This window comes from Leucobacter sp. GX24907 (genome assembly GCF_053567335.1).
Genome location: NZ_JBSGPD010000003.1, coordinates 122,925 through 136,635, shown reverse-complemented (window position 1 = coordinate 136,635; position 13,711 = coordinate 122,925). Strand labels below are relative to the sequence as shown.

Genomic DNA, 13,711 nt, shown 5'->3' with positions numbered 1-13,711 from the left:
GACAGGCGAGAACCATAGTTATCGGACGGGCCTCATTTTGAGCCGCTCATTAGTTGTCCATGAGTGTTTTCAGCCTGTTCTCTAGTGGGCTGGCATCGGGCTTCCCCGATACCTTGAGCGCCCGCGAAAATACTCCGCGCGACACTGCTCGTTCCAAACACTGCGCCGTGGGATGCACCCAGGCTCCCCTACCCGGCAGCACCTTGCGATCGTCGGCGATGAGCCGACCATCTCGCAGCACTACTCTCAGCAGTTCAGCACGCGGCGCGCACACGCGACACGCAACGCAGGTTCGAAGCGCAACCATCCTACCAGCTTCCCTCTTCCCAGCGTCTCCTCGCCGTGTCGTTCGCGGTGGGGTGCGGATCATGCCGCACCCCACCGCGAACGATGAGACGTCAATCGTTCATGATTGAATCGGGCTGGATGTCGATCTTCGCGCCGGTCAGCTTCGCAGCGAGTCGAGCGTTCTGGCCTTCCTTGCCGATCGCGAGCGAGAGTTGGAAGTCGGGAACCAGCGCCCGCACCTGCTTCAGCGATTCGTTCAGCATGAAGACGTCGGTCACCTTCGCAGGCGAGAGCGCATTCGCGACGAAGGCCGGCAGTTCGGGCGCATAGTCGACGATGTCGATCTTCTCTTCACCGAGCTCACTCATGACCGCGCGTACGCGGCGCCCCATCTCGCCGATGCAGGTGCCCTTGGCGTTAATGCCCGGCTGCTTCGCGCGCACCGCGACCTTGGTGCGATGCCCGACCTCGCGTGCCAGCGAGACGATCTCAACGATGCCCTGGTTGAGCTCGGGCACCTCGAGCTCGAAGAGGCGTCGAACCAGGCCTGGGTGCGTACGGGACACCACCACCTGAGGCCCCTTCAGACCCTTGGAGACGCTGGTCACGTATACCCTCAGGCGGGTGCCGTGGGGGTACTCCTCACCGGGAGCCTGCTCCTCAGGAGGCAGAATCGCTTCGAGCTCTCCCAGGTCGACGTGCACCATGCGCGGGTTCGGCCCCTGCTGCACGACGCCGGAGACGATCTGCCCCTCGCGATCCTTGAACGACCCGAGTACCGCATCGTCGGAGAGGTCGCGAAGGCGCTGGTTGATGACCTGCTTGGCAGCACTGGAAGCGACACGGCCGAATTCATCGGCGGTTACATAGGCCTCTCCGATCACCTGTCCCTGCTCATCAACCTCGGGCACGAGAACCGAGATGTCACCGGTCTTTCGGTCGAGAGTGACGCGGACCTCATCCTCCTTCGGGATGGAGAGGTTCTGATTCTCGGCGTGGCGCAGATACGCGGACTGGATCGCCTGCTCGATGATCTCGACGAGCTCGTCGAAGGGGATCTCCTTCTCGCGCTCGATCTGTCGCAGCGTCACGAGTTCGATCTTCACAGTGGCCTCCTCGGTGGTATTGAGATGTCTATTCAGCTGTCTCGGCCCACCGCCCCAACGGGCAGCAGGCCGAGGCCTCAGAATACCCCACGTTCGGCGGCGCGCTCTCAGCCTGCGCGAGCGACGTGCACCGGCGTCGTCCGGCCGCCTTCGATCGCGAACCCACGCCCCGGAGGAAAGTCCGCACGCTTCACTCTACCGAGACTCTCGCGGAAGGGGCTCTGCGATTCGCCGTCGTCGGGTTGCAGCGAGAGCCCCCAGGTGGGTTGCTTCAGCGCCTGGTAGAGATCCCAGATCGCGCTCGCCGCGCCCATCTCGTACTCGAAGAGCACGAGAACGTTCGAGCGTCGGGCCGCCTTTGCGAGGGCAACAAGGTGCGACAGCGCCGCCGATCCTTCCGCTTCGGCCGGCCGTTCGACGACGATCACTCCGGTGGCCCCAGCCGCGGGAAACTCCAGCTTGTCCCCAGAGGCCGGATCGGAACTGTCGTCTTGCTTCGCGTTCGAGGGTGCGGGGCCGGGGTCGCCAATCAGACCGCCGCCGAAGATCCCATTGCTCCGACGAGCCGGTGGCCGTCCTCCGAGGGCGACCACCAGCTTCTCCGCGAGTCGTTCAATCTCTTCTTCGGATGCAGCGATGCGTCCCCATTCCCGGGAGCGCTGCAGGCCGTCGTCGACGAACGACAGCAGAATCGTATCGACTGGTTCCCCCTGTTCGGCAGCGAAGCGCTCCTGGGCGGCTACGCAACTCAGCATTCCCTGTGACAGACCCGCTCCGCTCGGACCGGCCACGACTCCGAGACCGCGGGTCGGCATGGAGATCGGATCGAAGCTCCGCACGTTGATCCCGTAGATCGGTCGACCGGCGGAGCTGACCGGCAGGTCGACGATCGGGATCTCAGCTGGCGCCTTCACGATCTCGGGCACTTGCGCGATCCCATCACGATGCAATGCCGCGGCGAGCGCTTCGATACCTCGTGCCTGAGAGGAGAGCTCACTCCTTCCGTCTACCAGCGCGAGATGGAGCTCACGCGTATCGCCTGCGGCGACTGCTCGGCCCGGAGGTGCGTCTTCCAGCGCATCGCTCTTGATCCCGAGTGCGCCGTAGTCGTTCGGGTTCGCGAGTCGCAGTGAGAACTGCTGCTGCAGATTCGCGGCCATCGATGCCGGGATCGCCGACGGGCGGTCGCTCGTGATGACGACGTGCACCCCGACCGCACGACCGTTCATCATGATCTCCGACAGTTTCTGAAGCGGCTGCTCAGTCCCGCTGATCGACTCGACCGACTGCCTGAACGCGGCGAATCCGTCGAGCAGCAGGAACACCCGGGGTTCTGCGGCGCCTCCGGGGGACCTCCGGTAAGCGGCCAGGGATCCCGCGCGCGCTGCGGCGTACCGCGGACCGCGTTCGGAGATGAGCTCGGTCATGTGCTGCAGCACGCGGTTCGCGAGTTCGGTGTCGCTCAGCTTGGCCACGGCGCCCACCGTCGGCAGCGGGCTGACCGTATCGAGTGCGCCGTTCGCGGCGTCGATTCCGTAGATGCGCACGGGATCTTCGGCCGCAGCGCTGCTGAGCGCCGCAGCGAGAGTCAGCAGCGCGCTGGTCTTGCCGGTGCCACCCGCGCCGATGATCGCCATGCTGCCGACCTCCTCGAAATCGATCGAGACCGGGTACTGCGTCTGAGCCTCCGGGTCGTCACGCAGACCGATGACGGGGCCTCGACCGTCTCCCATGCTGCGCATCTTCCGAAGGTCCTCCAGATTCAGCGCCGTCGGGAGCTCATCGAGCCACGGCCTCCGAGGCGATCGCAGACCGGCGGCGCGGTTCGCCTCGATGATGCCGTCGCGGAGGCGCTCGATGTCCCGGGCCTGCGCCTCGGTCGAAGCGGGCTTCGCGGATACCGCGGGTTCTGCGGGGATGGCCCAGGGCTCTCCCTCGAGGAAGCCGAGGGATCGCAGCTCGATCTCCGGCGCACGATCATGTTGTGATGCGCGCCCACCGAGGTAGCCGGTCTGGAAGTGAGAGATTCTGCCCGGTCCTACCTTGATGGCGCCTCGCCCCGGTGCCTCGGCGTCGAAGAATGCGGAGTCGACAACACCGATGACGTCTTTGCTATCGGATTCGTCGGCCATGCGCAGTGCCACTCGGAGATTGGTGTTCGCACGGAGGTTGTCCTTGATGACTCCCGCGGGGCGCTGCGTCGCCATAACGAGGTGCAGTCCGAGTGAGCGCCCGCGCTGCGCGACATCGATGACGCCGTCGACGAACTCGGGAACCTCTCTCGCAAGCGTCGCGAATTCGTCGATGACGATGATGAGCACGGGAGGCGCCGCGGGGTCGGAGCGTCGCTCCATCGATATGAGGTCTTTCGCTCCGTGGGCGGCGAGCAGTTCCTCCCGGTAGTGAAGCTCTGCTCTGAGCGACGTGAGCGCTCGGCGCACGAGGTGCGGGCTGAGGTCGGTGACGAGTCCGACGGTGTGCGGCAGGTCGACGCACTCTGCGAAGGCGGCGCCGCCCTTGTAGTCGACCATCAGGAAGGTCAGGCGATCCGGGCTCACCCTGGAGGCCATACTCATGATCCAGGTCTGCAGGAACTCGGATTTGCCCGCTCCCGTCGTCCCGCCGACGAGGGCGTGCGGGCCATGGATGCGCAGGTCGATCTCGGCGGGCCCGTCGGGGCCCTGCCCGACGACAGCTGCAAGCGACACCGGAGGGCGATCCTGCCCCTGTTGCCAGGCCGAGATAAGTGATCCCGTGCGCTCCCAGGATTGCAGGATGGGCCCGGCGCCGCCGAGCAGGTCGACCTCGTGCAGTTCTCGCAAATTCACGGCCTTCGGCAGATCGCTCTCGTCGAGCACGCGCGCGGCCGAATCCTCCACAGGGGCGAGACGGCGCGCGAGACCGTTGGCCACGAGCGAGTCCAGGTGATCGACACGGGTGAGCGGCACCCTGGATCCCGAGCGCACGAAATTCACGACTCCGTCGGCCGTTCCGAGTTCGACGAAGGTGCGGCAGGCTGCCGGGGTTGCTGCCCGATCTTGCGCGACCCAGAGCAGGTGGATGCCATGATCTGGGCCCGTCTCTCCCAACTCGATGAGCCTCGACTGGTCGACGAAGCGGTCTTCGAGCACGAGCACGACGACCGCCGGGATCGTGGGCAGACCGGTCACGGCGTCGCCCTGGCCGTCATCGTTGCGCGTGTCGACGTCGAGATGGGAGCGGGTGCCCGATCCTCTGCCGTGCGAGGCGGCACTGCGGGCTTCGAGCAGGCCTTCGAGCGCGATGAGCAGGCGCAGCGAGCTCTGCTCGGTGTCTGCGAGCTGCCAGGTCGGAATCGGGCTCGCCACCGGGTCGACGTGGGGCAACCATTTCAGCCAACCCCAGCTCTCGGCGTGCCGGGGCCCCGCGAAGCAGGCGAGCACCAACTCGTAGGGTGAATGGAGGCCCACGAGCTGGAGCACGAGTGAGGTCGCGAGACCCTCTGCCCAAATGCGGTCGCCGGCGACGCCGATCGACCCGCAGCGGTCGAACCGTTCGATGACGGGAACGGGTGAGACCTGCTCGAACGACTCGACCATGCTCTTCAGCATCTGCCAGTGCTCACGCGGGGATTCTCCTCGCGTCGGAAGTTTGAGCACGGTTCTGCTCGGCAACACGCCTTCTCCGAATCGCACTTCGAGGAAGGCACGGTGCTCGGGGCGGCGGGTCCACAGGAGTTCGTCGCGGCGAGTGATCGCAGTTCTCACCTCATCGACGGTGGGGGTCTCCGTCGCGCGCACTTCGATCTCCCGCTGTCGCAGCTGCACGAGCTCCGTCTGTTCCTCCGCAAGGTCTTCAGCGAATCGCGCGGTGTCCTTCTTCAACCGGCGTTTTCCGTTCAGCTTGCCGTCGATCCAGGATCCGATCATCATCATCGGGGAGAAGGCGATCATCATGAGGCTCATCGGCGACCGGGTGATCGCGAACATGACGCCGCCGAGAAGCATCGGTGCGAGCATGGCGAGCATCGGAATGCGGCTGGGCTGGGCTGGTTTCGGAGGAGCGGGCAGCTCTCGTTCCGAGGACCTGAAGCGCGGCGCGATTCTCGGGGCACGAGTGTGCAGGATCCGGTGGGCGAAGCGGGATGTCTCGCGCGTGGCCGGGCCGGGCGTAATTCGGATCTCGGTTTCGCCGAGACTCACGGTAGTAATTCTCGTGACCAGGTATTCGCTGTAGCGCTCGCCGCCAATCAGCAGGCCGTTGGCTGATCCGGTGTCAATGATCGTCGTGTTTCCAACTTCGTCCACCGTGATCGTCGCGTGGCGGCGCGACACTCCGGGATCGTGCAGGTGCACCCGGCTCATACGATCCCGGCCGATGTGGTTGCTGCCGGTGATCAGGCTGAACTGCACGCCGCGCTGTTTGCCGTTCAGTACTTCGATGCTGCCCGCCAACGGGATCAGGCGTATGCTCTCCCCCTGCCCGGCGATCTCGAGGAGCGGTTGCAGGATCCAGCCCGACTGCAGCCCGGAGGCGCCGACAGAGGTCATCGGGTCGAGCATGACGTAGTGGTCAGCCGTTCCCGGCAGGGCACGCAGGGTGATCGGCGCGAGCCTCTCAGCTGCGATTCGGTCGAGTCGGGGGTCGCCGCTGAGGCCCGCACGGACGAGCGCGTGCGCGATGTCGGAGACAGTCGCGGTGACGTCGCACGAAAGCGTGATGTCGTGCGTCGTGCTCGGTCTGCCGTTCTGCGGCAGCACTACTGAGACCCGGAACTTCATGGTTCGCTATCGGTGTAGTCCGCGCTGTCGTTACCGCATTGCTGGAATGTCGGCCGGGGTCAACACCCAGTTGAGCACGATCATGAGGAGGGTCATCAGCCCCGCGATCGATACAAGCACTACGACCACCACATGCCACATTTTCATCGCAGGAGCACCAGCTCTCTCCGCACGCACGTGCAGGGCGACAACGAGTGTCGATATGCCCGTCGTCGTGACCACTAGACCGAAAATTAACGCAGGGATCGGTTCTGGGAGGACATGCGGGAGCGCGAGTAGACATACGGCTATCACGACCTCGATAAGGCTGGTAGCCACCCAACGTCGCACCATGACCCGGCGGCGGCTGTCGCTGGTCTCAGCATCTCTGACATGCAGCACCGACCACACCGCGGCCATGATCGTTGTGCCAATGAGAAAGACTGGACCGACGATATACCAGGCGAACATAGCCAACAAGAACATGCCCCATGCGGCTCCGTCTGAATCGGCCTGAAGCGCGAACGGGGCGAGAAACGCCACCAGAGTAAGTACCCCGAAGATAACGGCGAATGTCTTCACGACCTTCATGATCAGAATTTCCCACCGGGATAGATGCCCTCGGGGAGCGTGAAGCAGGCCGAACCGGAAGCGATGCGCAGCCGATCCGGCTCTAGATCTGCGACGACAATGTAGTTCTCGCCTTCGGTCGGGGGCAGGACCTGGATTCGGTAGTTTCCTTTAACGCTCCTCTTAGCAGAGACTTCAATATCGACTGCACTATAATGACCTTCGATGTCTTTCACGAGCGATTCAATATCGGCGCCGCCCACAAGGGTGACCGTCGTAGCTCCATTCCAGTTATGCCTTGTCTCGTCACAGGAGAGCATCATTCCCATTGACTCTTGATCCACACTCACCACCAGGTCTTTGGGGATAAGGTCAGCGATCTCGAGTTCTTTCTTCTGAGCGACTGCTTTCGCTTCTTCCCAGGTCAGTTCGTTCATTTCTTGCTCCTGCTGCGTTGACTCAGTCGGTCGTTCATCTGTGTCCTTCCCGAGCATGCTGCACCCGCTAGAAACTGCGATACCAGCGACCACGCACACAGATATGAATCTCTTCAAAACGTTCATTGCTCTGCGAGTTCCTTCATATCTTCTAGTGCGTCTTTGTTGTCTTCACTGTCGCGCGTGATGCGGTTGTGGTTGTCGAATAGCACGTCGAACTCCTCACCGGTATTGAGATAGTTCCCCTTGATGCGATCGTCGAAGTAGTAATGCTGCTCGAAGTCGGTGCTGTACATCGGGTTATTGCCCTTCCACACCACACCCTTCGTCTGCGCGTGGATCAAGACGTCGTAGTAGAACAGGTTGGAGTACTCGGTGCCCGCCTTGGGCTTCCATCCCTCCGGCATGCCCGCGCCCGCAAGCGAGATCACCTTGTCGTAGCGAACGCCGGCTTCCTCCGACGACACGACGTTCGCAAGACCCCAGCTGTGCCCGATAGCGACCTGTTCCACGTTGCGCAGGGCCTGGTCGGCTCGCATCCCGGCTTCGAACGCGGCAAGTTGCCTCCCTGCCTCCAACGTGTCGCCTTGGTTGTTGGCCTCAGTAATTCGGAAGTAGTTCGGGTCACCGAGTCTGCCGTGGTTCTCACCTGGAAAGAAACCATCCTTATAGACGAACGCCACGGTTCCCGGGAGGCTGCCCTCCAGGTAACTCGAGATCTGCTGCACACCGCCTGTGAAAAAGGAGTCCATGCCGGTGTACGTACCCGGCACATACGTGACGGCGCGGGCTGTTTCAGGGCCGGGAGTGCCGATCATCTCGATGATGCGGGATTTGCTGGGGTCGTACAGGTAGAGCTGCACATCACTCGAGGCGACTTGCTTCAAGTAACTGATCTCGTGCTCGAGGTACTCGATGACCTCAGGGTCAGCGCCGCTGGCATGCTCTGCAGCAAGTCGTGCCTCGGCCGCGCCTAGCAGTGCGGGTACGCGGTTTCGATTCGCTTCGATCCTCGCCATGATCGGAATCCCATCGAGCGCACCAAGAACATCGGCATAGTCGACCAGCAGCTCATCAGCTTTGTATTTGCCCGACTGGTCATCCAGCAGGTCCTGCCATGCGGCGGCAACCTGTTCCGGAGTAAGGTCTCCGCTGAGCAGTCTGGCGATCTTGGGGTCATCCGAATGGCTGGTGCTGCCCCACAGCTCACCTGAAACAGCGTGGGCGATAGTGCGCTTCAGGCCAGATGACCCAGGCGCTGCTCCGAGGATGATCAATTGACCAATCTCCGTACCCGCGAGCACAGTCAGTAGTGCTCGTTCCGCTGAGCGGCGCTCCGTGATGAGGTCTTCCCACTTCCCGCGATCCGACTCGATGCTGTCAGCAGCGGACTGCCACCGCATCACCGCCGCCTGCCAGCCCAGCGCATACGTGGTCTCGAGCATTTGCAGATGCCGCTCCTGCGCGTCCGTATCCATTTCCGGCGCGTCCAAGCCCAGCACTGGCGTCGGCATCGTCGGGGACGGCGGACCGTTCCAGGTCATCGCAACCGTGACATTGATCGCCTCGCTGATCTCTTCGATCGCGGTCGACTGAATTCGGATGTCATTGAGCGCATCCTGCACCCGCTCCCGGGCCTTCCGCGCATCGCCGTGAATGCGATCCACCTCGGAGGCATACGTCTTGAACCCGCCGGCTGCGTCATCCGCGCTCTGCGCGAGTCCCTTGTTACCAGTGCTGAGCGTCGTGTCGATCTTGCTCTTCGTCTTTGTGATCGCATCACTGCTCGACGAGGTCAAGCCAATCGACGCTTGCATGGTCGACATCTCGAACCAATGACAGTCACTCACGAGATCGTTCGCGAACGCCTTCGCGCTCTCGATCGCCTCGACGCTGCCCTTGATCGGAGACGGACTGCTCAACACACTCTCCGAACCAGCAGGCACATACACAGAATCACCTCCTCACCGCAAAGTCGGCGTCCAACGCTGCCCCCAGTTCCGCATCGAGCGTGGAGGCCTGATCCATCACTGCACGCACACTCCGGCCGGCGGTCACCGCCGCGTCGGCAAGCGCCGCGCGCGCGACCGACAGTCCGCGCAGATACAGATCGACATCACCGGCAATGCCCGTCAGGCTCTCGAACCCTGCGGTGGGTCGCGGCTTGTTGCCCGTGGTCATCTGAGTCGCCGCACTCACCAGAGAACTGATCGCACTGCTTGCTGCCTCGGAATCGATACGAAAATCGCCCATCTGAGCACCTCATCCATTTCGGGCAGGCCGAGGCCTCCGCTCGCACGCACGAGCTGAGACCCCGAACCGCGACGGGGGTGCTAGTTGATCTTCGAGGCGATCTGCGAGTCCATCTCCTGGTGCGCCGTCGCGACGTTCTGGATGAACTGCTGGATCTCGGTGAGCTTTTCGACCACGGTGTTCGCCGAAGTCGTGTACTCGTTATATGCAGTCTCGAACCGCTTCGACGCGGTATCGGTAACGAAGCCTGAGGAGACGAGCGACTGGATCTGCTGCTGCAGATCGCGCAGCTTCTCGATCATCTCGCCGCGCCCGGTGTTCAGCTTCGTCGCCGCAGCGCTGATTTCGTCGTAAGAGACAGTGATGTTTGCCATCGGATTGAGGTCCTTCTCGATGAAGTGATGACGCCCCAATCGCCATCGGGTGAACTTGAATGCTTCCCGCTCACGAAACCAACGGCGTCACCAAGACCAGTCGCTCCAACAACAGACTGTCTCGACTACACCTATAGTCGGATTCGCTGGAACAGACACTACAACACAGCGCAACCCGGGCACCGCCACAAAATCTCAATTGTGGAAAACTTGAGCTGAGACCGCCGCATTCACCGCACGTGAGGCGAGATCGGCACGCAAACGATGGAGCTGCGGCGCTACGAAGCTGCGGCGCTACAGCTCTCCGGCTCCAGGGATCTCCAGCGCTGGAGCGCACGCGAGCACCGGCACACGGGCGCGAACGAGCGCCCGCACGCACTCGGCGCGCCGTCCCTCGACCACGGGCCCGTCCCGATCAGGCTCCGAACAGCGCAGGAACGTCTGCGATCGCCACTTTCTCCTTGGTGCCGGCGGCACGATCCCACACCTCTGCGAAGCCATCAACCGCGTCGCGACCGACGACGACGACTCGGGGCACACCGATCAGCTCGGCATCACCGAACTTCACACCCGGCGATACCTTCGGACGATCGTCGAAGAGCACCTCGACACCGGCAGTGTCGAGCCCTGAGGCGAGCTGCTCAGCAATGTCGAAGACGGCCGGATCCTTGCCCGTGGCGACGAGGTGCACGTCGAACGGTGCGATCGCCCGCGGCCAGATCAGCCCGCGATCATCATGGTGCAGCTCCGCGAGGATCGCCATGATGCGAGTCACACCGATGCCGTACGAGCCCATGGTCACGGTGACGAGCTTGCCATTCTCGTCGAGCACCTTCAGCCCGAGCGCCTCGGCATACTTGCGGCCGAGCTGGAAGATGTGTCCGATCTCCATGCCGCGGGCGGTCTCGATCGTTCCGGTTCCATCCGGCGCAGGATCTCCATCCCGCACGTTCGCGATATCGGCGACGCCATCACCCTCGAAGTCGCGTCCCGCGACGAGGTACGCAACGTGCTTCTCATCGAGGTTCGCCCCGGTGACCCAGGCGGTGCCCGGCACGATCCGGGGGTCGAGGAGGAAACGGATCCCGGTCGTACCGTTTTCGCCGAGCACAGCCTGATCGCCGAGCACGGGACCGATGTATCCCTTGACGAGGCCCGGATGCTTCTCGAAGTCGGCCGGCGTCGCAGGCTCGACCTCGGCACCGCCGAAAGCGACCTCGGCACGCTTCATGTCGGCATCTCGGTCGCCAGGAATTCCGACGACGACGATCTCCCGCTCTCCCTCGGGCGTCGTCACCGCGAGCACGATGTTCTTCAGCGTGTCGGCGGCGGTCCACTCCCGACCGTCTTCACGCGGCAGCACGGCGTTCGCGTGCGCGACGAGCGTTTCGATGGTGGGCGTATTCGGCGAGTCGAATACCACTGCCTGTGGCTGGCCCTCGATCGGCAGAGCCTCGGGCACCGGAGTCTGGTAGGCCTCGACGTTCGCAGCGTATCCTCCGGAGGAGCGCACGAACGTGTCTTCGCCGATCTCCGTGGGCAGCAAGAACTCTTCGCTCCGCGATCCGCCCATAGCTCCGGCGTCGGCCGATACGATGACGTACTCGAGCTCGAGCCGCCGGAAGATTCGCTCGTACGCGTCGCGCTGCTTCTGATAGCTCGCGTCGAGCCCTGCGTCAGAGGTGTCGAAGGAGTAGGCATCCTTCATCGTGAACTCGCGGCCGCGCAGCAGTCCGGCACGGGGACGTGCTTCGTCACGGTACTTGCCCTGGATCTGGAACAGCGTCATCGGCAGATCCTTGTACGACGAGACGAAGTCCTTCACCATGAGGGTGAAGACCTCTTCGTGCGTCGGGGCGAGGAGGTGATCGGCGCCGTGCCGATCCTGCAACCGAAACAGCGCCTCGCCGTACTCCTCCCAGCGACCCGTCTGCTCGTAGGGCTCGCGCGGCAGCATCGCGGGGAAGTACACCTCGTGCGCACCCGAAGCCAGCATCTCCTCGCGGATCACCTGCTCGAGCTTCGCCTTCACCCGTAGCCCCAGCGGCATCCAGCCGAAGACGCCTGGCGATTGGCGGCGCAGGTAGCCGGCGCGCACCAGCAACTTATGGCTCATGACCTCGGCGTCGGCCGGATCCTCGCGCAGTGTTTTCAGGAAGAAGTTCGTCAGGCGTGTCAGCACCCGTCCATCGTAGCCCGGTGAGGCCGATCCCGGCGAGCATCGGGGACCCTACGGCCATAGGCTGGTGCCGTGATCTCCGTCGACGCCTGGCCACCGCCGCAGCAGCGCCGGCACCAGAGCCCGCATCGTCACGAGCGATACAGCCGACGTCAGCAGATCGTGCGCGTGCTGGCCCCCGTGCTGGTGCTCGCCGTCGCCGCGATCCTGCGCTTCTGGGCCCTGGGCCGCCCGGGCACACTCGTGTTCGACGAGCTCTACTACGTGCGCGATGCGATCAGCCAGCTCGCACACGGCTTCGCGACCACTTGGCCAGACAGCGATCCGAGCCTCGCCGGCGAACGCGCGCGGAGCTTTTCAGACGAAGCCTCGTACGTCGCCCACCCTCCGCTCGGCAAATGGCTCATCGGGCTCGGAGTACTGCTCTTCGGCCCCGACAACGGGTGGGGGTGGCGGTCGGCGGTAGCGCTCGCGGGTGTCGCAACCGTGGCAGTGACCATGCGGTTGGGCTGGCGACTGACTCGCAGCCTCGGGATCGCCTGCCTCGCCGGCTTGCTGCTCGCGCTCGATGGCGTGCACGTGACACTGACACGCGTGGCACTGCTTGACGGCTTCTTGACCCTCGCGGTCGTCACAGGAGCGCTCTTCGTGTGGCGAGACATCGAGTCTTCGCGAGCTCGTGCGAGGGTACTGCCTCCACCAGGCGCGGGTTCCGAACCGTCTCCGGCCGGGAATCTACGCCGGCGGATCCCGATTCTCTGGCGTCGCCCCTGGCTTCTCGGCGCGGGGCTCGTCTTCGGAGCCGCCGCGGGCATCAAATGGTCTGGGCTGTACCCGCTGGCGGCATTCCTGGTGCTGATCGTGATCCTCGACCTGTTCCGGAGACGCGCAGTCGCCGAACGGCTCGCACTGCTCCGCGCGTTCACTCAGGCCCTCGTGACCGCGGTCATCGCCTTACCTACGGCTGCGGTCGCCTACCTGGCCACCTGGACCGGCTGGATCGTCACCGCAGACGGCTGGGGACGACAGGCCGAGGGATCCTGGCCCGCCGCCCTCGCGAAGTACCACGTCGACCTCCTCCGTTGGCATGCCTCTCTCACCGCAGAGCACCCGTTCAGCTCCCACCCGCTCAGCTGGCCCCTCGCGTTGAGGCCCACCGCGATGTACGACTCGCGCTGGGAGGAAGGCTGCCAGGGGGTGACGGGCTGTGTCTCAGGGGTCTCCCCCTTACCGAACCTGCTCATCACCTGGGGCGGGGTCGCGGCGCTGCTCGCGCTGCTGTGGTTGCTGCTGCGCCGCACGCCGTGGCGTCTCCTGGCTCCGTCGCGGCTGCAAGGCGTGTCGCAGACGGGGTCGGATCGGCGCAGCCTGGTCGGTATCGATCCGCTTCCCGCGATCGCGGCCTTTGTGCTGGTCGGTTACCTTTCGGGGTGGATCCCGTGGGTACTGACGGTCTCCCGCTCGGCGGTGTTCCAGTTCTACACCGTGGTACTGACGCCGTTCTCCGCGCTGGCGCTGGCTCTCACGCTCGGGCTGCTTGCTGGCATCGTCGTCCGCGGGTCGCGCGGCTCGGCAGCGCTCGAACTCGATCCGGACCCTGAGTCAGTGGCGGCCCGCCGCGTCTCCGTCGGAGTGTTCATCGCCGCCGTCGTGCTCGTCAGCGCCTGGTTCTTCCCCGTCTGGTCGGCGATTCCAGTGCCCGAGTGGTTCTGGCGGGCGCATCTCTGGTTGCCCGGGTGGGCGTAGCTCGAGCGCGCACTGAGCA

General features: G+C 64.1%; 10 protein-coding genes. 1 reads left to right on the top strand and 9 read right to left on the bottom strand.

Going from position 1 to position 13,711, the window contains the following annotated elements; translation table 11 throughout:
* Window positions 1-49 precede the first annotated feature (49 nt).
* From ACUYV6_RS05715 to ACUYV6_RS05675, 9 genes are all read right to left on the bottom strand, one after another.
* Complete coding sequence (locus ACUYV6_RS05715) at window positions 50-307, bottom strand: YlxR family protein (protein WP_449277693.1); 258 nt, start codon at window positions 305-307, stop codon at window positions 50-52.
* 91 nt (window positions 308-398) lie between these two features.
* Window positions 399-1,394 (bottom strand): transcription termination factor NusA, encoded by a 996-nt coding sequence (gene nusA, locus ACUYV6_RS05710; RefSeq protein WP_449277692.1) that lies wholly within the window; start codon window positions 1,392-1,394, stop codon window positions 399-401.
* Window positions 1,395-1,501: 107 nt separating this feature from the next.
* Window positions 1,502-6,154: an FtsK/SpoIIIE domain-containing protein gene (locus ACUYV6_RS05705; RefSeq protein WP_449277691.1), complete on the bottom strand. Its 4,653-nt coding sequence runs from the start codon at window positions 6,152-6,154 to the stop codon at window positions 1,502-1,504.
* A gap of 30 nt (window positions 6,155-6,184) precedes the next feature.
* Entirely contained in the window at window positions 6,185-6,724 is a 540-nt protein-coding gene (locus ACUYV6_RS05700) for a hypothetical protein (protein WP_449277690.1), read from the bottom strand.
* 2 nt (window positions 6,725-6,726) lie between these two features.
* Complete coding sequence (locus ACUYV6_RS05695; RefSeq protein WP_449277689.1) at window positions 6,727-7,140, bottom strand: hypothetical protein; 414 nt, start codon at window positions 7,138-7,140, stop codon at window positions 6,727-6,729.
* A 122-nt stretch (window positions 7,141-7,262) separates the two neighbouring features.
* On the bottom strand, window positions 7,263-9,062 hold the full coding sequence (locus tag ACUYV6_RS05690; RefSeq protein ID WP_449277688.1) for a hypothetical protein: 1,800 nt from the start codon (window positions 9,060-9,062) through the stop codon (window positions 7,263-7,265).
* Between the two features lie 34 nt (window positions 9,063-9,096).
* The gene (locus ACUYV6_RS05685; protein WP_449277687.1) at window positions 9,097-9,393 is read right to left on the bottom strand and encodes a hypothetical protein; all 297 of its coding nucleotides are present in this window, start codon (window positions 9,391-9,393) and stop codon (window positions 9,097-9,099) included.
* Between the two features lie 80 nt (window positions 9,394-9,473).
* Entirely contained in the window at window positions 9,474-9,767 is a 294-nt protein-coding gene (locus tag ACUYV6_RS05680) for a WXG100 family type VII secretion target (RefSeq protein ID WP_449277686.1), read from the bottom strand.
* 415 nt (window positions 9,768-10,182) lie between these two features.
* A complete protein-coding gene (locus ACUYV6_RS05675) occupies window positions 10,183-11,949 on the bottom strand; it encodes a proline--tRNA ligase (RefSeq protein ID WP_449277685.1) in 1,767 nt (588 codons plus the stop codon).
* A gap of 69 nt (window positions 11,950-12,018) precedes the next feature.
* Between ACUYV6_RS05675 and ACUYV6_RS05670 the strand changes: the two genes are divergently transcribed.
* Complete coding sequence (locus ACUYV6_RS05670; RefSeq protein WP_449277684.1) at window positions 12,019-13,692, top strand: dolichyl-phosphate-mannose--protein mannosyltransferase; 1,674 nt, start codon at window positions 12,019-12,021, stop codon at window positions 13,690-13,692.
* Window positions 13,693-13,711: the final 19 nt, after the last annotated feature.